Origin of the sequence: Nostoc sp. UCD121 (assembly GCF_014222285.1) — a bacterium.
In the GTDB taxonomy this organism is placed as follows: domain Bacteria; phylum Cyanobacteriota; class Cyanobacteriia; order Cyanobacteriales; family Nostocaceae; genus Nostoc.
This window is the reverse complement of the sequence record NZ_JACKZS010000019.1, coordinates 1-19,189: the sequence shown is the minus strand read 5'-3', so window position 1 is coordinate 19,189 and position 19,189 is coordinate 1. Positions and strand designations below refer to the sequence as shown.

Here is a 19,189-nt window from a genome sequence, read left to right as displayed (position 1 = left end):
ATTAAACAAATGGTTGGATTTGCACAGCACCAACTAGCTTTAGTTATATAGCAATCTATTTCAGTTGGGAAAAATTCATTGTGCGCGTTGAGGTTTAGTGTTAAGCATCAACGGTCAAAATCCAATATTCCCCAGCTATTGAGGGTTGCTATGGTATCGTTTTCACAAATTGACAGTACTAAAGTTGTGTTCTTCTCAATTTCGGTTCGCTATTCACCACGAAATGCTGTAGATGCCTAGTATATGTCTTCTCAAACGGTGAAAAGTTTCTTAGTCTCTCAACCTTAGATATGATAAACGCCATTCTATCGGCTTTCTCTAAGATCGGGTGACGCTATCACTTAATCAATCGTTCCATCGTGCTTGTTTTAATATCTTCTCAAATCGATATAAAGTCCATTATCAGCAATATCTTACTGCTTCAGGGTAAAATTTGCTTGTTAGGCTTCAACATTTAACCCAAAACTATAACAGGCAAATTGCTATTTTCCGTAAAAATATCCAATTTAATTGCGAGTAAACTTTGTCAATTTACTTTAGCTGTTAAACATATCACTTAAATCGGGATGACAGGATTTGAACCTGCGGCATCCTGCTCCCAAAGCAGGCGCGCTACCAAGCTGCGCTACATCCCGTTTATACTCATCTACTTTTGGGAGTTTGGTTTTATCCCATTAAAGCGATTGCGCTTTACCAAAAGCATTAAGGTCACTATATCACATCATAATGGCTTATGCCTAATCTTTTTTCCTTTGCCAAGAACAAGATAGATTAGATTTTAGATTTTTACACCGATAAAGGTTTATGCCGACTTAAGTTCTACAAGATATATACTTGCGCCCTTGTCGGCTGAACCTTTCAAAACTATATCAAAATAATAGATTTTCTTAATGCAAATCGGGTTTTATTTTGATTGATCGCTAGTGAGGATACCAGAACATGCCTTTAATGCCTTCTGGATCAGCCATAAACCCCATAGTCCGGTAGAAATCTACAACATGGGGATCTGCAAAGAGAGTGACATTACTAATTTCTTCACTTCTGAGTTTTTTGAGAACGTATTTCATCAGTGCTTTACCCAGTCCTTGACTTTGAAAGTCTGGGTGAACCACGACATCCCAAATAGTGGCATTAAACGCGTGATCTGAGGTAGCGCGGGCAAAACCAATGAGCCGCTTTTGGTTTCCTCTCACCTGCCACATTGAGGCGACAAGAAAACTATGCTCAATAGCTTTTTTCACTTTTCTTAGAGGACGACGCGACCAACCAACTGCATCACAGAGTTCTTCTAGCTCATACAGGTCAATATCTCGCTCCGTACTGAAGACGATGCGAGTTTCCTTTGAAGAAGCTTCGCTAATGCTGCTGGAGTTGGAGTTGCCCGCAGCATCGACACGTTCCTCAAAAGGGTTTGTCCTAGTTGTCGCTACAGATTCAGGAGTACTAAACCAAGTTTTCCAAAAACCCATGCCAACGTGGTTCGGGTAGTATAACTAAATTGGTTTCCACTCTCAGGAGTGTTGATTCACGTTTAACATAGCTACCTCCATTTGCTACCCCTTACACTCAAAATTTTTCGGTTGTTTTCGGGATTTGCAATGGTAACAGCTATTTAGAGCGTGTTTCACACCAATCATTTTCAACTTTAGCATTTTGTTGTAAAGGCTAGGAGAATTTCCCCAAAAGTAAGGATATAAACTAATTCAAAATTCAAAATCACTCCCTATTCACTCATCCTCTTGTTGGCTAAAGGAATTGGACACCGAAGTTATGATGGTCAGAAGTCTCTGCTTAGAATGCAAAATTTAATATGGAAAACCAAATCCTGATAATTGCTCGTATAGAGCTTAAATGCAGGTTAGCTTAGGAGTGAATTGTATACAAGAGATTGAGTATTTGGGAAAATCCTTCCCTAGTCCCCAACACCCAGCCCCTAGTCCCCAGGTGATGAAAGCAAGCGAGTCTTACCCTTAACAATGGCTTCTGGTTTAAAATCTTCAACACTGGAACTTCTAAAGCGCTTTAACCGAGCGTTTCCCCAGTTTTATGAGCAATTCGTCAGCAGTGAGATTCAACTGCAAAATTTGCGCCTAGCCTACCGTCTGTATAAAACTAGACGCGCTGTGATTGAACTGAAACCGGAAGGTAGTAAAAGTGCTTTGCATTTTGCTTACCGTAACCAGTCTTTTCTCCTCAGCGATATTTTTGGTGTACTAGCAGCTTATGGGTTGACTATTCACGGTCTGAGCCTATACGGTCAGATCCGTCCACCAATGTTAGTTTTTATCAAATTGTTGGTATCTCGTGGTAGTAAAGCCTTGACCGAGAAAACCGCAGAAAATGTCTGTCGTGCCATCAGAGAGGCTTTAGGAGGTCGGTTTGAGGTAGAAGAGATGCTGGCTGTAGAATTTAATCTTGATACTGGCTTAGAGCAGGTACAAACTGAGTTCTATGTCGATCCGGTCTTTCATCTCCCTGCCTTGGTGATTGAAGCCGATAATCAACCAGGATTATTCTACAAAGTGATGTACGCCATCTGGCAGGAAGACCTGCTAGTAGTCAATGCCAATTTATTGGTTTGGCGTGGACGTACACGGCTAATTCTCTACTTATTGGGGCCAAATGAAAGCCTTATTCCTGAATATCTCGGTCACAAAATTGCCGAAGGAGTGCGACAGAGGTTGCTGGGGAAATGAGAAAAGTGAGGAGTTATGAGTTAAATAATTCGTAATTCGTAATTAAAAATTTCTAACTCTTAACTCCTGTAAAGACGCGATTAATCACGTCTCTCTTTCTATTCCCTATTTAGTCGCACCCGCCCTTCGGGGTACGATATAAACATGGCAACTATCGAAATCTTGGGCGTTCCACACGCATACGAGCTAACGGCTCCCACTTCCTGCCCCCACGCTTTAGTATTTATCCACGGTTGGCTCAATAGCCGTGGATATTGGCAACCTGTGATTTCCCGCTTATCAGATGATTTACAGTGCCTTTCCTATGATTTGCGGGGTTTTGGTGAATCTCAGTCCCAGGTACAAACCGATTTTAGTCGGGCACAAGCGTCTCTAAGTCTGATGCCCATCTCGAATAGTGCGCTTGGTTCACCAATCGATTCTCTTTATACTCCGGTTGCTTATGCTCAGGATTTAGCCATTCTCCTAAAACAGCTGAATATTACTAGTGCTTGGCTAATTGGTCACTCCTTGGGAGGTACGATCGCTCTTTGGGGAGCAGATCAAATACCTGATTGTATCAAGGGAGTTATCTGTATTAATGCTGGCGGTGGTATTTACCTGAAAGAAGCTTTTGAGCAGTTTCGCTCGGCGGGCCAGAAATTTTTGCAAGTCCGCCCACGTTGGCTCTCCCAAGTGCCTTTGATTGATTTGCTGTTTACGAGAGCCAGTGTAGTGCGTCCTTTAGACCGCCATTGGGCACGTCAGAGGCTGATTGATTTCGTTGTGGCTGATCCAGAAGCAGCGTTAGGAACTCTGTTAGATTCCACAACGGAGGAAGAAATCAATCGTTTACCTGAGCTAGTATCCCACCTAAAGCAGCCAGTTTATTTTTTGGCTGGTGCTGAAGATAAGGTTATGGAACCCAAGTATGTACGCCATTTAGCTAGCTTTCACAGACTGTTCCAATACTGTGGTGACAATGTTCTGGAAATTCCTAATTGCGGACATCTGGCTATGTTGGAACAGCCGGATGAAGTAGCCGATCGCATTCGGTCGATAGTCATTGGTCATTAGTCATTGGTCATTGGTCATTGGTAGGTTACAAAAGGACAAATGACAAAGGACAAGGGACAAATAACTACTCAAGAGGTTGATATAACTTCATCACTTGGGTCAGCGCTAATCTAGACTCAACGCCTAGTGTAAGAGGCGACGTATGACCATGAGATAGATGATCGGCGGCGGCACAGCCGATCATAGCGGCGTTATCGGTACAGAATTTCAGAGGCGGGAATAGGACGCGGAGGTTATGTTTAACGGCGGCAGCTTGGAGGTTTTTTCTCAACCCACTATTAGCTGCTACACCGCCACCAATGGCAATTGTATCTAGACCATAGTCTAGGGCACAGGCGATCGCTCTTTTGGTTAGCGATCGCGCTACAGTTTCCTGAAAGCTAGCTGCTACATCTGCCACTGGCACTTGTCCACCATCTTTTTCTAGTTGCTGCACTAAACGCAATACAGCCGTTTTTAACCCACTAAAACTCGCATCATAACGATGAAACCCCCCACCAGGTAAAGAAACTTTTCCTTCTGGGAGAGGAAAGGCTTGGGGATTTCCTTGTTGTGCCAACTTGTCAATTACTGGCCCACCGGGATAACCTAGCTTTAATAATCGCGCTACTTTATCAAAGGCTTCACCCGCAGCATCATCACGGGTTTGCCCCAGTGTTTCGTATGTACCACAATCTTTGACGAAAATCAAGCTTGTATGTCCGCCAGAAACTAATAAACTCAAGAAAGGGGGATTTAGACTTGATTCGCTCAAGTAAGTTGCATAAATGTGACCTTCGAGGTGATGAACTCCCAAAAATGGCTTGTTGTGTACCATCGCTAAGGTTTTGGCAGCAGTTAACCCCACCAAGAGCGCTCCTACAAGTCCAGGCGCACAAGTGGCGGCAATTGCGTCAATTTGTCCCCAGTCTAGCTGGGCTTGCTCTAAGGCTTGTGCGATCGCAACATTTATCGTTTCCAAGTGCTGGCGAGATGCAACTTCCGGCACTACCCCACCATACTGTTGATGGACTGGAATTTGCGAGGCGACAATACTGCTACAAACTTTACGATTGTTAACAATTGCGACGGCAGTTTCATCACAACTGGTTTCTATTGCTAAAACGGTTGTCATTTAAAGTAATGAGTGCTGAGTCTGAAGTCCAGAGTAATCAAGAGAAAATTTTGCTTCTTTACTACCCTACAACAAGAATTCTTATACTCAGCACTCAAGACTTCACACTCTATTTTGGTTGAGAAGCTTTAACTTTTATTTACTTAAACTTTACTCGGTTCCCACCCAAGAGTATGATGACTTCCTAGTTATGCAAATAAACAGCTGTACAAGCCGCTTCGTTTTGTACAAAGAACTTCTTGTTTTGTAATAAAAGGAAACAACTCTATGCGACGATTGTTTGCTTTGATGTTAGCGATTTGTCTTTGGTTCAATTTTGCCTCCCCAGCACAAGCTTTAGGGGCTAATTTGACACCGTGCAAGGACAATCCCGCTTTTCAAGAGCTAGCAGCTAATGCCCGTAATACAACCGCTGACCCCCAATCAGGGAAAAAGCGGTTTGAGCGTTATTCTCAGGCGCTCTGCGGCCCTGAAGGCTATCCCCACTTAATTGTTGATGGTCGTCTAGATCGGGCTGGTGACTTTTTGATCCCCAGCATTCTGTTTCTATATATTGCTGGTTGGATTGGCTGGGTAGGTCGTTCCTATCTGCAAGCGGTCAAAAAGGAATCTGACACTGAATTAAAAGAAATCCAAATCGATCTTGGTTTGGCACTCCCTATAATTGCGTCAGGCTTTACTTGGCCAGTCGCAGCACTCCAAGAATTACTCTCTGGAAAATTAACAGCGAAGGATTCAGAAATCCCTATTTCCCCACGCTAAATCAGCTTAATTAATTCATTTGTTTTGGAGAATAAATTCATGGCAGACAAAGGCGAGCAATCATCATATTTGATTAAGTTTATTTCCACAGCACCTGTGGCAGCTACCCTCTGGCTGACAATCACAGCAGGTATCTTGATTGAATTCAACCGCTTTTTCCCCGACTTACTTTTCCACCCACTGCCATAAGTGGAAAATGGAATTTAGCATAGTTGAATTTCTTGTGTTTTTCCTAAAATTATGTAGTTGATGTATTCAGCTTAGTTAAGCAGAATTATCACCAAAATAGGCAGCACAAAGAGTTTTTTGAAACTCGTGATCCTGTTTACAGATCGCGAGTTTCACACTATTAAAAGTAGCTAAATTAATTTTTCTAAACTTCTTAGCCAAAAGACATCTTTAGCTACAATTATTATTAATATAAAAATGCCACCATTTTAAATTTAGAGGCGAACATAAAATATGGCACAAGCTGTAGATGCATCAAAGAATCTCCCCAGCGATCCCAGAAATCGGGAAGTTGTTTTCCCTGCATTTCGCGATCCGCAACTGGGAAACCTAGAAACCCCGGTTAATGCTTCTCCCTTGAGCAAGTGGTTCATTAATAACTTACCTGCCTATCGCCCAGGTCTGTCTCCTGCTAGACGCGGTTTAGAAGTTGGCATGGCTCATGGTTACTGGATATTTGGCCCCTTTGCCAAATTGGGCCCCCTGCGGGATACAGATAATGCGAATTTAGCTGGTTTATTAGCAGCGATTGGCTTGGTTGTTCTTCTGACAGCGGGTCTATCCCTCTATGCGAATAGCAATCCTCCGAAAGCGCTTGTCAGTGTTACCGTACCCAATCCCCCGGTAGATGCTTTTAACTCTAAAGAAAGCTGGAACAATTTTGCCAGTTCTTTCTTGATTGGTGGTATTGGTGGTGCAGTAGTTGCTTACTTTTTGACTAGCAATCTAGGGCTAATTCAAGGTTTATTTGGTTAATTTAGAAATGAAGAGTTAGGAGTTAAGAGTTGGGATTTAAAATTCATAACTTCTAACTCCCGTAGAGACGCGATTAATCGCGTCTCTCCAAACTTATTTAAACAAAACCGTTTCAATGTCATTTAAAGCAGTTTCAAAATCGTCATTAACGATTTGAATATCAAATTCATCTGCGGCTTGAATTTCTTCTTGGGCGCGGAGTAAACGACGGGCGATCGCTTCTTCAGAGTCTTGGGCGCGAGAGCGTATCCGTTTCTCCAGTTCATCAAAAGAAGGCGGTAAGATAAAAATGCTGAGGGCACTGGGGAAGGAAGCACGAATTTGTCTTGCGCCTTCTAACTCAATTTCCAGCACTACCAACTTGCCAGATTGAATTTGGTTAAGTACAGCTTCACGGGGAGTGCCGTAATAGTTACCAGCAAATTCTGCCCATTCTAAAAACTCACCTTCAGCCACTAATTGTTCAAATTTACTAAGGCTGACAAAATAATAATTTTTGCCATCGATTTCTCCTGGACGGGCAGAACGAGTCGTTGCAGATACGGAAAAATAAAGTTCTGGATGACGTTGTAGGAGCGATCGCATTAAAGTGCCTTTACCAACCCCGCTAGGGCCAGTCAAAACAATCAACCTGCCTAAATCTAAGCATTCTTCTGTGGTAGCACTACTCTGTATGGGTAAAACTGGCATTATCCCCTCAACCTGTGAATCAATCAATAGATATTATTCATTAGTCTTGTGTTCCCGGCCAAGTCCACTAGTGACTAAGGAATTTGTAGCATGGGTGACAGAAAACTTATCTAATTCACATCGTACTGCTGATACGGTACAAAGAGGAGTAGGAATAATTTAGTGTTAATTATCTACAGTTTGGTGATCGCGGGAAATTACAAAGCGATTCGCTACCGTTTCCGGCTGAATTGCTGACAGAATTACGTGGCTGGAATCGGTGATAATTACAGCCCTAGTCCGACGACCGTAAGTTGCATCAATCAGTTGACCTCTGTCCCGCGCATCGGTAATAATCCGCTTAATCGGGGCAGACTCTGGACTGACAATTGCAACTACTCGGTTAGCAGACACAATGTTACCAAAGCCGATGTTGATTAATTGAATCTCCATAAAAAAAACTCACGCCAAAGGCGGTTTGAGAAGCTGGAAATAAACTTATTTCTATGTTATCGCCAAAAAACAGGAGTTACAACGCATAAATTCAAGCCAGCCTTTGTTATTAAATAATGTCTGCTTTTTTTCGCTGTTTATTGGCTAAAATTGCTGAAAATCTTCCCAAAGACATAGGCGCAATTACACTGATACAAGCTAGTTGGATGATGTACATTTATTTTGTTTGAAACAAGTATCTAGCTCGGAAATTGATGGAGAGCAAAATCAACTGTTTGCAGAAGTAGAGAAAAGGGAAAAGGGTAATAAAAATCTCTTTCTCCTTTCTGCAAGAGCTATTTTTAGTACTTTTCGTTTGTATGCAATAAACTCTGCTCTCTCTGCTAAAAGGCTACAGTGTAAACACAAGAATTCCACAGCCATATCTTTGAAATCTCGTACTGGTTGTCATCCTCCCTCGGGATGAATTTCGAGTCTCATAACTGAAGTCGACACTTATAACAATTCTGTATAGAAGATGCGCTAAACCTAATTTAAGTACAAGAAAGAAAGAAGAAAGAAGAACGAACCGCATACTCCTAAGTCGAAGCAAGCTACGTGTAGCGTCTCGCTAGAGAAGTCGGGCAACCCACCCAACGCACTGGCTTCTCTGCGTTAGCCTGCGGGAAGCTGCTACGCGTCTACGTTATTTCGTTATCCCGTAACTTGTGCATAAGTCCTATAAATGATCAGATGAATTCAGTCCACTTAAGTGGACTTTGGCTATCAACTCATAACTTCAGTTTTGGGCAGGATTATTGTCCACCATTCACAGCACGCATCCCTCGGACACTTCCTGCTTGGCAATCGCGTAACCAAGTATTCACTGCTTGGGCAACAGTGCCATTACTACTATTGCGTGGTGGGGATAATGGCTGCTGTGCTGAATTGGAACCAGTTTGAGAAAACATCATTACTAAATGCCAACCAGTTGTAGTTTTAGTCAACAATAGCCAGTGGAATTCCTGCAATTCGATTGCTTTCTTTCCTATATATTGCCGCTCCAAGGTAGTAAAGAAAACTTGCTCAACTCCTGATGCAGAGCTTTTAGACGCATCTGCACTATATTCTTCAAGGTTAAGGGGCAGAGGAGTAAATTCAGGTCTTCCTGCAACTAGCATATAACTGTAAATATCACTGCTTCTGCTGAGGCGACGGGCGCGTTGACTGGCGCGATTAGTATAACTAGGTAAATCTTGAAGTAGCTGTGGAGTTAATGTTTCTAAATTTTGATTGGAACAGAAAGACTTCGCCCCATCGTTGATATTTTCCCTTTCTGCTAGCGCCGAGGAGTTAGGGGTGAGGCTTTTCGAGAACGCTGGGTAAATAAGGCTATTTGATACTAAAATCCAAAAGCCACAAGCTAAAAGCCAACTATAATTTTTCTTCTTGAGTGAAGAGGCAATATTTTTCTCCCCTACACCCTCCACTCTGTCTCCCTGTCTCTCGCTGACTGTTAGCTTCATGCCACTGTGGTTAACTCCTCAGAAATCCTCTTCCAGGCTAACTCTGGCTCAGTAGCAGTAGTAATGGGACGGCCAATTACTAAATAATCTGCACCAGCTTTTATGGCTTGTGCTGGAGTGAGCGATCGCTTTTGATCTGCATTATCCGCCCAAGTTGGTCTAACGCCGGGACAAACTAGCAAAAAGTGATCTCCACAAGTCTCTCGTAGCTGTGCCACCTCTTGAGGCGAACAAACTACCCCATTCAAACCACATTCTTGAGCCAGCAGGGCCATTTCTAGAGCATATTCTGGCAATTCAAGGGGTATTTTTAAATCAAACGCCAACTGCCTAGCAGAAATGCTCGTCAGCAGGGTAATAGCAATTAACTTTGGTGGTTGTACACCCGCTTGGGCTGCCCCTTCGTGTGCCGCTCCAATTGCGGCTTTCAGGGCATCTCTACCACAGGTAGCATGAATCGTCAGCAAATCCACTCCATATCTAGCTGCACTCCGGCAAGCACCAGCAACAGTGTTGGGGATATCATCAAACTTTAAATCTAAGAAAATGCGCTTTTCCTTAGACTTTAGGACTTCCAGAATTTTGGGGCCAGTGCTGGTAAACAACTCTAAGCCGACTTTCCAAAAACCGACTTGCGGAAGTTGATCTATAAGAGCGATCGCACTTTGTTCATCTGGTACATCCAATGCCACAATAACTCGCTGTTCTACCTGTTCCCTATTCCCCATTCCCTACTCCCCATTTAAGGCACTAAACGCACAAACTTATTTTTCCCAACTTGTAAAACCTTACCTTGTAACTGGGCAGAATCAGCAAAAGTAGTGTCAACATCGGTAATGCGATCGCCATCTATACGCACTCCACCTTCTTGAATTTTCCGCTTACCTTCCCCTGTACTTTTGCATAAGCCAGTGACATTGAGAATATAAGCTAATTTAGCGGGATGCGATATCTCAGCTAGAGAAAATTCGGGAACTGCACCTTCCTTTCCGCCACTTTGGGCTGCTTCTTTGGCTTCTTGGGCGGCTGTTTCGCCGTGGTACTGCTTAACAACTTCATAAGCTAAAAGTGTTTGGCGATCGCGGGGATTTTCTGGCAGATTGTCCAAAGGTAAATCCGTCAGCAGTTCAAAATATTGTGACAGCAGATTATCTGGAACCCCTTGCAACTTCTGATATTTTTGACCCGGATGTTCTGACAACCCAATATAATTACCTAGAGACTTGGACATTTTTTGCACCCCATCTGTACCAATCAAAATAGGCAGCAGCATCCCAAACTGGGGCTTTTGACCAAAATGACGCTGTAAATCTCTACCCACAGCGATGTTAAATTTCTGATCAGTCCCTCCTAATTCCACATCTGCTTCCACGGCAACGGAATCGAAACCTTGCATTAACGGGTATAGGAACTCATGGATAAAAATCGGATTCTCTTTTTTATAGCGATCGGCAAATCCTTCTTTCGCCAACATCTGCCCCACTGTCATCGTCGAGAGTAACTCTAAAATTTTCTCTAAGTTGAGCTTAGAAAGCCATTCGGAGTTATAACGTACCTCTAGCCTTCCTGGTGTGTCAAAATCCAAGATAGGACGTACTTGGTCAAGATAAGTCTGGGCATTTTGGGCAACATCTGCTTCTGTAAGCTGGCGGCGCACCTCAGATTTTCCAGTCGGATCGCCAATGCGTGCTGTAAAATCGCCAATAATTAGAACTGCTATATGGCCTGCATCTTGAAACGCTCGCAGTTTTCGTACTGGTATGCTATGACCTAGATGAATATCAGTACCAGTAGGGTCAATGCCCAACTTTATCCTCAAAGGTTTATTTGTAGTTGCCAAAAGCTTTTCTAGACTTTCACTGTTAACATCAACTGGTTGTGGAAAAACTTCTACAACACCACGACGCAGCCAAGCAAAATCTTGCGTCATACTAGAAAATCCACTGTTAGCTATGTTTTGCACACTAGAAGTTAAGTTGGTTATAAACACTTGCAATTTATCCACTTTCTCATCTGCCAAACTACTATAATTGCAAAAAATTAACCGCCTTGCTTCGTCCAATCAATTACAGTTAAATTTATAAGTGAGGAAGTGAAATCGCCGTGTCGTCTTCTAGGACTTTTGAAGATAAACAGCCACAACGTCGGGCTTCATCAGGTTTTGAGTTTTTGAAAGGAGTTGGTCAGGTAACTGGGGGTACTCTCCTCTCAATTACCATGTTGGCAAGTTCCATTGTAGCCGGAGGACTGGTTGGTTTAGCCATTAGTTTCCGTAATTTGCCAGATGTCAGACAGCTACGTAACTTCTTTCCCTCAGAAACAACTTACATCTATGACGTTAAGGGTAAACTTTTAACGAGTATCCACGGGGAAGCCAACCGGGAAGTCGTACCCCTGGATAGAATTTCTCCGAACTTAAAACGGGCGGTATTAGCAAGTGAAGATAGCCACTTCTACGATCACCACGGTATCAACCCCAGTGGTGTTGGTCGGGCTATAGTAGTTAACGCTGTAGCAGGTGGAGTCAAAGAGGGTGGCTCTACTGTTACTATGCAATTGGTCAAAAACCTGTTTTTGTCTCAAAAGCGTGCCTTTACCCGGAAATTAGCGGAGGCAGTGCTGGCAATCAGGTTAGAGCAAATTCTCACTAAAGACCAAATTTTAGAAATGTACCTCAATCAAGTTTATTGGGGTCATAACAATTATGGTGTACAAACGGCAGCCCGCAGTTACTTTAATAAGTCATCAGAATATTTAAGCTTGGGTGAGTCAGCAATGATGGCGGGTTTGATCCAAGCACCAGAAGAATTCAGCCCCTTTGTGAGCATGAAGCTGGCAAAACAGAAACAAAAAGAAGTGCTGGGGCGGATGCTGGATTTAAACTGGATCAACCAGTCAGAGTATGACAATGCCCTCAAACAAGAAATCAAACTTGGTAGAATCAAATCCTTTCAAGGTAGTGCCCTACCTTATATAACCAATACCGTAGCGCAGGAGTTGGCTAAGAAGTTTGGGCGTGAGACATTACTCAAAGGCGGAATGCGCGTACAAACTACAGTTGATGCCAACTTCCAAACTATGGCAGAGGAAACTGTTGTTAAGTGGCATAAATCACTTCTTGGGCAGGGATTATCTAAGAATCAAATCGCCTTGGTAGCAATTGATCCGCGCACACATTTTATTAAAGCACTGGTGGGTGGTGTAGATCCTAAAATCAGTGAATTTAATCGTGCAACCCAATCTCAACGTCAGCCCGGATCTTCCTTTAAACCGTTTGTCTACTATACTGCTTTCGCTACTGGTAAATATGCGCCAGACTCAACGGTGGTAGATTCTCCAGTCAGCTATCAAGATGGTAATGGTCGGTACTTTCCCAGAAATTATGATGGGGGTTTTAGCGGCCCTATGCCAATTCGCACGGCTTTAGCCCAGTCGCGCAACATTCCTGTGATTAAGATTGGTAAGGCTGTTGGCATGAATCGAGTGATCGAAACTTGCCGTACTTTGGGGATCATGAGTCCGATGGAACCTGTTACCTCTCTGCCTCTTGGTGCGATTGGTGTCACTCCCCTAGAAATGGCTAGTGCTTATGCTACCTTTGCTAATTATGGCTGGCAATCTCCACCCACTGTAATTGCCCGTGTCACCGATAGTAGTGGTAACGTGTTATTGGATAATACCCCGAAACCCCAGCTAGTTCTAGATCCTTGGGCATCGGCAGCCATTATCGATGTGATGCGAACCGTGGTGACTAATGGTACAGGTAAAGGTGCTGCGATCGCTCGTCCAAGCGCTGGGAAGACGGGTACAACTTCTTCAGAAAAGGATATCTGGTATGTGGGCACTGTGCCACAACTAACCACTGCTGTTTGGGTAGGGAGAGACGACAACAGACAACTAGCTAGCCGGGCCACGGGTGGCGGTATGGTTGCTCCCATCTGGAAAGATTTTATGGAGAAGGCACTTAAGAATGTACCAGTGGAAAACTTCAAACCACCTTCCCAGTTTTCTCGCCCCAAATCACAATAGTTTGAGATTTTGAATTTTGGATTTTGGATTGGCAATTAATCCAAAATCTAAAATTTACTAAGCCTGTTTTTCTAGCTCGGCTTTCATCCGTTCTAAAGTCAGGTGCATTTGGTCAAACATTTGTTGCGGGGTGACACCGAATTGACCTAATTGCGTTTTCAGTTGTTCTACCGTCATTTGTGCCATAAAATCTTCTGATAGCTCGAAGCGCTTCATAAAGATGCGATACCGATCCATCATGGCTTCCATTTGCTCAATAAACAGCTTTTTGCCATCCCGGTCAAATTTGCCGTAGTTGTTACCAAGCTTGATTAGCGCTTGATAATCTTCAAAAAGTTGTTTTGCTTCTTGCTGAACTATCTCAGAATCGAAGAATCCCATATTGCTTATATTAAACTGAGCGCCCAGACTCAGTAGCTTAATAGTTTTACTTCTATTTATTATTTTAGTCTAGGTGAGTAATCTAGTGACGAAGCTTCGGTTTTAGTACGGTTTGTTACCGAAATTTCAACACTTGACTTGAGAACTTTTTCGCTGTGTAAAGCGACTTAATAAAGCCGCAATACTCATAGCTTTAGCCATTGATTTAGGATTGGTGTTTTCACCTAGTTGAATTTTCAGTTCGGGAGCGTATTTTAAAGCTAGTGAATTTTTTGGGTTAAGTTTTAATGCTTGACAGATGTAAACTCTAGCCATCCCCATAAATTTCTGTTTGAGATGCACCAAACCTAATAAGGCATAATAGTCGCTGTTATTTGGCTCTAACTTGATGGCATCGCGCAGTTCTTGCACGGCTAGGGGCCACTTTCCTAGCCTGACGTATTCAATAGCTCGCTGGTAGTGACGTTGAGCGTAGTTTGTCAAAACTGGTTTGACATCAGTTAATGTCAATTCAACTGGGTTAACTTTTACTTCAGAGATTATGGGAACAGCCTTTTGCGGTAGGAAGAGGTCTGGTTTATGGAACCGTAAGTATACTAAATTCAGTATAGTAATTTGTTGCGTCACCTGATAAAACTGATCTAGTGATTTGTATTGAGCTTCTGCATAACAGGCAATCGCTTCTTCATAAAACAATTCTGCTTCGGGTGTAGACATTTTCATAATTTCCTGAGCTATGGCACTTTGAGAAGACAAAGGCTTCTGCTCTAAAACTCTTGCATCCGATCGCAGCATAGCGATCGCAATCAAGCGTTTCTGTCGATGTTTCAGTTGTTGATAAGCTGGGTTGATTAAATGGCTAAATATTGCCGTTGCTAACTTTTGGTCTGGATTGCAGTTTTTGGCATGGCGATCGGGATGTAGCAGCTTCGCTAAAGTGTGATAGCGTTTGAAAATCTGGCGATCATCAGCAATTACAGAAATTCCTAGCACAGCGTAAGGATCACAAAGCTTTTCAAGCCATCCTGGCGGTAGTAAGGTCTGTGACATAGTAGTAATAAAGCTGTTAAAAACTTAAAATTAGCATCAAAGCTCAATGCACAGTCATGTGAAACTTACTCAAATTTCTTCAAATACTAAAATTGTGTGGGAAATTTCAAAAGTCTGAAGGGCAAGCCAGGGTAGTTGACTGTCTGATTGTAGGAACTGTGGTATTGGTAGATTTATTAGAAATATGTTAACTAAGCGCAAAAGTCGAAGCGTTGCTGCTGTTTTAGCTTTTTCTGGCACGCTGACAATTTCAGGATTACATAAATTCTATCTGGGACAGCCTTTTTGGGGTGTTTTGTATGTATTACTTTCCTGGACACCTATCCCCAAGGTAGCTAGTGCTATTGAGGGAGTTTGGTATTTAGCTCAAGACGAAGAAGCTTTTGATCGTAATTTTAATCTAGGCAAGTCAGCGACAAGGAACTCACAAAAGGTAAGTAATCAAGTAGGAGCGATGGCTGACGCAATGCGAGAATTAGATGCTTTGCGTCAGGATGGACTGATTTCAGAGTATGAGTTTGAGCAAAAGCGCCGCCAATTGCTAGACCAGATTTCTTAAATAATTCGTAATTCGTAATTCGTAATTATGTAAGCGAAAAGGGGATTTCAACCCCCATCGCATTAGAATTAACCCTTATGGGATGGGGACTTGACCCAAATATAGGTTAAAGTAAGCGACATGAATAACTGGCTACCTTTGAACCCCAGGTTGCAAAAACTCCGCGCCAAGCTCCTCAACGATCCCTACTATCGCCTACAATCTGGGGAAGAAATTCAGATAGCGGCCAAGTTAGGTATTCGCATTGATGCTAATCAAGCCACTGTAGACGATTGGTTACGCTTACCAGGGTTGTCAATTCACCAAGCGCGATCGCTTGTAGAACTTTCCCATTCTGGTGTTAAATTTTACTGTATTGAAGACATCGCTGCGGCTTTGGCTATACCAGCGCCGCGCCTGGAGCCATTAAAGCCTCTGCTGAATTTTATTTACTATGACCATGAATCTTTAGAAAGTGCTACGCATTTAGTCAATCCGAATACAGCAACAGTCGAAAAGTTAGCACAAATTCCATTTATAGATTTATCTTTAGCGCAAGCAGTGGTTCAAAATCGGCAATCAGCCGGGCCTTACCGTAACCTAGCTGATTTTCAACGACGGCTAGAGTTACCTGGTGATGCGATCGCTCAACTGATGTATTATTTAAGATTTTAAGTTAGAAGTTATTTTAAAACTTCTAACTCTGCTAATTTTAGATTTTGAGTCGAACCTTTGGTGCGCTTACAGCGCAACTTGGATTGAAAGAAAAATCTAAAATCCAAAATCCAAAATTAATTAAATGAACCCAATGCGATCGAGAGGCCAAAAACGAAACGTTGCTCGACCAATGACATTTTCTCTCGGTAAAAAGCCCCAATAGCGAGAGTCATTACTATCATTGCGGTTATCTCCCATGACAAAAAATTCGTCTTTTGGGACTTTCACTGCTTGGTATGGTTGATTTGGTGGTTCAGCAATGTAGTCTTCTGTTAAGGGTTGACCGTTGAGATAGACTTTGCCAGAATCAACACTAATTACCTCACCAGGCTGGCCAATAACCCGCTTGATAAAAGCTTGGTCTTTAGGATATCCCCGACGTTGTAGTTCTGCGGGTGGCTGAAAAACAATAATATCTCCAGTTATGGGAGGGTGAAAATGGTAGGATATTTTTTCAACTACCAAGCGATCGCCAGTATGTAAGGTTGGCAGCATGGAATCCGAAGGGATATAGCGAGGTTCGGCGATAAAAGTTCTGATTAGAAATGCTAAACATAATGCGATCGCAATTAAAATCAGATTTTCTTGCCAACTACGCCATACTTTTGACGAAGCACGTTCTTCTTTTGCATCACTTTCGTGAGGAATCATAAAAATTTGTAGCCAGTTTCAGAAGTGGGACAAATACCTTGATTATTTTGACTCAAAAGGTATACTTATAAACAATCTAGGTTCTGCATAAACCCATACATATATTAAACAATACAGTTATTACATCTACCAAACACAAGTCAAAGTGCTGTAAATAAACTATGACCTCTTTAAGGCAATATTAAGTTAATGATTAAGATTCCTCGATAATTTAAGAATCCTAATTCTAATTGCTGCAATTATAATATAAGGCAAGTTATTAGATAATTTTCAGTTTTATTGCCTTCTGCTAAAAAAGCTAGTTATCAATTGATAAAGCTATACATACAGTCGGTTTTTATTTGAGCAGACAATTGGTCGTTAAGTAGCAAAACTGCTTACGACATATCTGACAGTATGTGCTTCACTTCAGTGAAAAAAGGCCAAGGTCAGTCTTAGTAGTTGAGTTAAAATTAAATATATTTGATATGTATTATTAAGTCATATTACATAAAATTAACTACTATTACAATGTAATTTTAAACACAGAATTACAGCCTTAACAAGTGATAGCAGTAAAAAATATTACATTTAAATGTAGAATTCAATAGTATAAATGCTATTTAAAACTCATATTTGATTTTTCAAAGACTCAGTACAGCTGACAAAGCCTTCTTTCCTATTGACTATTGCCTACGTATACAGGTAAATTCAGAAATCTCAGAAATCGAAGCGAATTCCTAATATTATGATGATTTTAATAACTTAGCCTGTAATATGCAAATTTTTCCGTAATTACACGGTGACAGTAGATATTAAAGTGTACTATTAATAAGATATAAATATCCATCATTATCGGGAAAAACATTAATCGACAAAAGTCATTAGCAATTTAGTCTAAATTATCAGCATTAAAAATAGAATTAAACTGCCGATAAAATTATTTTTGCTAAATTGGTCAAAAGTATCTAAATTAACGAATAACTGCCCCTTGGCAATGAGAAACTATATTGAATCGATTTTCGTCTAATCTATTTCCTAAAAAATACAAGGTAATATTCTGTCAGTTGAAAATTTAACTTTTTCTTAAAAAAGAAGCAATAGCAGCAGGCAGTAGAATATATCTTATCAACAATAGAACTAACAGTTTGCTAGACTCATTTTTGAAAGATACCCCGCCCCTTGTAAGTAGTTTTGTATGTTAATCAAATAATTCACTAAGTTGTATAATTTACAACTTTCCTGTCCGAATATCTGAAGATAACAACTTCAGTCCGCGAAAACTGCAAATTTTATACGCGACAGTCTAGCTCATCTTATTTGTAAAGCTATAAAACTTGAAATGATAATGCTGTCTTCGCTGTGAAGTGAAAGACAGAAACTAATTCATAACTCCTGTTAAGAGGATTTTGGGGTGTGGCTAATTATCTAATTGTACTCCTTCTTAGAACTAGAGGTAAGAATGTGGAAATGCAGACCTTGCCTTTTATGAATAGGTTGATATTACACAATACTTGGTACTGTGTAAGCATTCATTCTCATTGAAATCTCAAGTATGTAGGTTCAGTTAAAGCCATATAGTCTATTGTGAATCTTCGTTAGCCCCAATTCCAATTTTCAGAATTTACCAGTAACTAACTGGTATTTAAGACATCTAAAAAAAATGTGCTATAACGTACCGTCATAACCGTGGTTGATGGTTGGATCTTTGAAGGAGCTATGAGGTGGAAAACAATAAGTCGTTTCTGTGGCCAGAAGGAATATTAATTGCACTGCTTGCTTTAGGTGGTGTTTTTAGCCTTGCTTTCATGATGCTTCTCAGACCAAATACCTCAGAGGCTCAGAGTAGACAAAATATCGATGTCAAGGATGTGGCTGCAAATGTAGGAACTCAGCAGCGCATTGAGAAATTAAAAGCGGCGATGTTTACAAGTTGGCAGCAAGAAGCACAAACAAAAGGGCTATCCTACGCTTTGCCATCACGTTTTCAAGGGGCAATAATTGAAGAGGCAAAACTAACTCAGGGTGAAAAAGTGATTGCTCTGACCTTTGATGATGGCCCTTGGCCTGACACTACAGAGCAAGTGCTAGATATTCTGAAATCAAATAATATCAAAGGAACGTTTTTTGTTGTTGGACAGAACCTAAAAAATTATCCAGAAATAGGAAAAAAAATTGTAACAGAAGGTCATGTCATTGCTAACCATACTTGGCATCACTGGTATCACTTTTTTAATCAACAAGCAGCAGCTTTTGAAATTGATCGCACAACAGACCTAATCTATCAAATCACAGGCGCTAAAACAAATCTCTTCCGACCGCCTGGTGGGAATCTGCACAATGGATTGTCTGCTTATGCTAGAGGACAGAAGTATGCTGTGATCATGTGGTCGGCTGACTCAACAGACTACAAATTACCGACTGTACCAAAGTTGATCGATAACGTAATTAAAGATTCAAAACCTGGTGGTATTGTGCTAATGCATGATGGTGGTGGGAACCGTTCTCGAACTGTACAAGCTTTACCAGAAATTATTAGCAACTTTAGAAAGCAAGGCTATCGCTTTGTGACTATTCCAGAACTTTTAGAAATAGAAGATGCAGG

19 protein-coding genes and 1 tRNA gene are annotated in these 19,189 nt (G+C 41.5%); 9 read left to right on the top strand and 11 right to left on the bottom strand.

Going from position 1 to position 19,189, the window contains the following annotated elements; all coding sequences use genetic code 11:
* Positions 1-561 precede the first annotated feature (561 nt).
* Together GNF10_RS06570 and GNF10_RS06565 are read right to left on the bottom strand one after the other, a co-directional pair.
* A tRNA-Pro gene (locus GNF10_RS06570) sits at positions 562-635 on the bottom strand.
* A 285-nt stretch (positions 636-920) separates the two neighbouring features.
* Positions 921-1,469, bottom strand: a complete 549-nt coding sequence (locus tag GNF10_RS06565) for a GNAT family N-acetyltransferase (protein ID WP_163929243.1) — start codon at positions 1,467-1,469, stop codon at positions 921-923.
* 507 nt (positions 1,470-1,976) lie between these two features.
* Between GNF10_RS06565 and GNF10_RS06560 the strand changes: the two genes are divergently transcribed.
* Together GNF10_RS06560 and GNF10_RS06555 are read left to right on the top strand one after the other, a co-directional pair.
* Positions 1,977-2,696, top strand: a complete 720-nt coding sequence (locus GNF10_RS06560) for a hypothetical protein (protein WP_012410214.1) — start codon at positions 1,977-1,979, stop codon at positions 2,694-2,696.
* Positions 2,697-2,840: 144 nt separating this feature from the next.
* The gene (locus GNF10_RS06555; protein ID WP_185585066.1) at positions 2,841-3,752 is read left to right on the top strand and encodes an alpha/beta fold hydrolase; all 912 of its coding nucleotides are present in this window, start codon (positions 2,841-2,843) and stop codon (positions 3,750-3,752) included.
* A gap of 64 nt (positions 3,753-3,816) precedes the next feature.
* Here the strand turns inward: GNF10_RS06555 and tsaD are convergent, their stop codons facing one another.
* Positions 3,817-4,866 carry a tRNA (adenosine(37)-N6)-threonylcarbamoyltransferase complex transferase subunit TsaD gene (gene tsaD, locus GNF10_RS06550; RefSeq protein WP_185585065.1) on the bottom strand — a complete coding sequence of 350 codons (1,050 nt, stop codon included), beginning with the start codon at positions 4,864-4,866 and terminating at the stop codon, positions 3,817-3,819.
* A gap of 267 nt (positions 4,867-5,133) precedes the next feature.
* Between tsaD and GNF10_RS06545 the strand changes: the two genes are divergently transcribed.
* The 3 genes from GNF10_RS06545 (at position 5,134) to GNF10_RS06535 (ending at position 6,612) form a co-directional block, all read left to right on the top strand.
* Entirely contained in the window at positions 5,134-5,628 is a 495-nt protein-coding gene (locus GNF10_RS06545) for a Photosystem I reaction center subunit III (RefSeq protein WP_185585064.1), read from the top strand.
* Positions 5,629-5,667: 39 nt separating this feature from the next.
* A complete protein-coding gene (gene psaJ / locus GNF10_RS06540) occupies positions 5,668-5,817 on the top strand; it encodes a photosystem I reaction center subunit IX (RefSeq protein WP_185585063.1) in 150 nt (49 codons plus the stop codon).
* 273 nt (positions 5,818-6,090) lie between these two features.
* Complete coding sequence (locus tag GNF10_RS06535; protein ID WP_185585062.1) at positions 6,091-6,612, top strand: photosystem I reaction center protein subunit XI; 522 nt, start codon at positions 6,091-6,093, stop codon at positions 6,610-6,612.
* 93 nt (positions 6,613-6,705) lie between these two features.
* Here the strand turns inward: GNF10_RS06535 and gmk are convergent, their stop codons facing one another.
* The 5 genes from gmk to tyrS all read right to left on the bottom strand — a co-directional run bounded on the left by gmk (position 6,706) and on the right by tyrS (position 11,169).
* On the bottom strand, positions 6,706-7,302 hold the full coding sequence (gene gmk / locus GNF10_RS06530; protein ID WP_185585061.1) for a guanylate kinase: 597 nt from the start codon (positions 7,300-7,302) through the stop codon (positions 6,706-6,708).
* A 165-nt stretch (positions 7,303-7,467) separates the two neighbouring features.
* Positions 7,468-7,734, bottom strand: coding sequence for an extracellular matrix/biofilm regulator RemA (remA, locus tag GNF10_RS06525; RefSeq protein ID WP_012410221.1), 267 nt, complete (start codon positions 7,732-7,734; stop codon positions 7,468-7,470).
* 794 nt (positions 7,735-8,528) lie between these two features.
* Positions 8,529-9,239: a hypothetical protein gene (locus tag GNF10_RS06520; protein ID WP_221643399.1), complete on the bottom strand. Its 711-nt coding sequence runs from the start codon at positions 9,237-9,239 to the stop codon at positions 8,529-8,531.
* Positions 9,236-9,967 (bottom strand): orotidine-5'-phosphate decarboxylase, encoded by a 732-nt coding sequence (gene pyrF / locus GNF10_RS06515; RefSeq protein ID WP_185585060.1) that lies wholly within the window; start codon positions 9,965-9,967, stop codon positions 9,236-9,238. The genes GNF10_RS06520 and pyrF overlap by 4 nt, the downstream gene beginning before the upstream one ends.
* Positions 9,968-9,981: 14 nt before the next feature.
* Positions 9,982-11,169, bottom strand: coding sequence for a tyrosine--tRNA ligase (tyrS, locus tag GNF10_RS06510; RefSeq protein WP_185585100.1), 1,188 nt, complete (start codon positions 11,167-11,169; stop codon positions 9,982-9,984).
* 173 nt (positions 11,170-11,342) lie between these two features.
* Between tyrS and GNF10_RS06505 the strand changes: the two genes are divergently transcribed.
* Positions 11,343-13,268: a transglycosylase domain-containing protein gene (locus GNF10_RS06505; protein ID WP_185585059.1), complete on the top strand. Its 1,926-nt coding sequence runs from the start codon at positions 11,343-11,345 to the stop codon at positions 13,266-13,268.
* A 57-nt stretch (positions 13,269-13,325) separates the two neighbouring features.
* On the opposite strand, the gene GNF10_RS06500 is transcribed toward GNF10_RS06505, so the two are convergent.
* Positions 13,326-13,649 (bottom strand): DUF1825 family protein, encoded by a 324-nt coding sequence (locus GNF10_RS06500; RefSeq protein ID WP_012410226.1) that lies wholly within the window; start codon positions 13,647-13,649, stop codon positions 13,326-13,328.
* 126 nt (positions 13,650-13,775) lie between these two features.
* Positions 13,776-14,699: a DnaJ domain-containing protein gene (locus GNF10_RS06495; RefSeq protein ID WP_185585058.1), complete on the bottom strand. Its 924-nt coding sequence runs from the start codon at positions 14,697-14,699 to the stop codon at positions 13,776-13,778.
* Between the two features lie 184 nt (positions 14,700-14,883).
* On the opposite strand from GNF10_RS06495, the gene GNF10_RS06490 reads away from it, so the two are divergent.
* Both GNF10_RS06490 and GNF10_RS06485 read left to right on the top strand, forming a co-directional pair.
* Positions 14,884-15,258, top strand: a complete 375-nt coding sequence (locus tag GNF10_RS06490; protein WP_185585057.1) for an NINE protein — start codon at positions 14,884-14,886, stop codon at positions 15,256-15,258.
* Positions 15,259-15,378: 120 nt separating this feature from the next.
* Complete coding sequence (locus tag GNF10_RS06485; RefSeq protein WP_185585056.1) at positions 15,379-15,912, top strand: ComEA family DNA-binding protein; 534 nt, start codon at positions 15,379-15,381, stop codon at positions 15,910-15,912.
* Between the two features lie 120 nt (positions 15,913-16,032).
* Here GNF10_RS06485 and lepB read toward each other — a convergent pair whose 3' ends face one another.
* A complete protein-coding gene (lepB, locus tag GNF10_RS06480; RefSeq protein WP_185585055.1) occupies positions 16,033-16,605 on the bottom strand; it encodes a signal peptidase I in 573 nt (190 codons plus the stop codon).
* A gap of 1,703 nt (positions 16,606-18,308) precedes the next feature.
* On the opposite strand from lepB, the gene GNF10_RS06475 reads away from it, so the two are divergent.
* A partial coding sequence (locus GNF10_RS06475) for a polysaccharide deacetylase family protein (RefSeq protein ID WP_185607131.1) occupies positions 18,309-19,189 on the top strand: 881 nt, incomplete at its 3' end.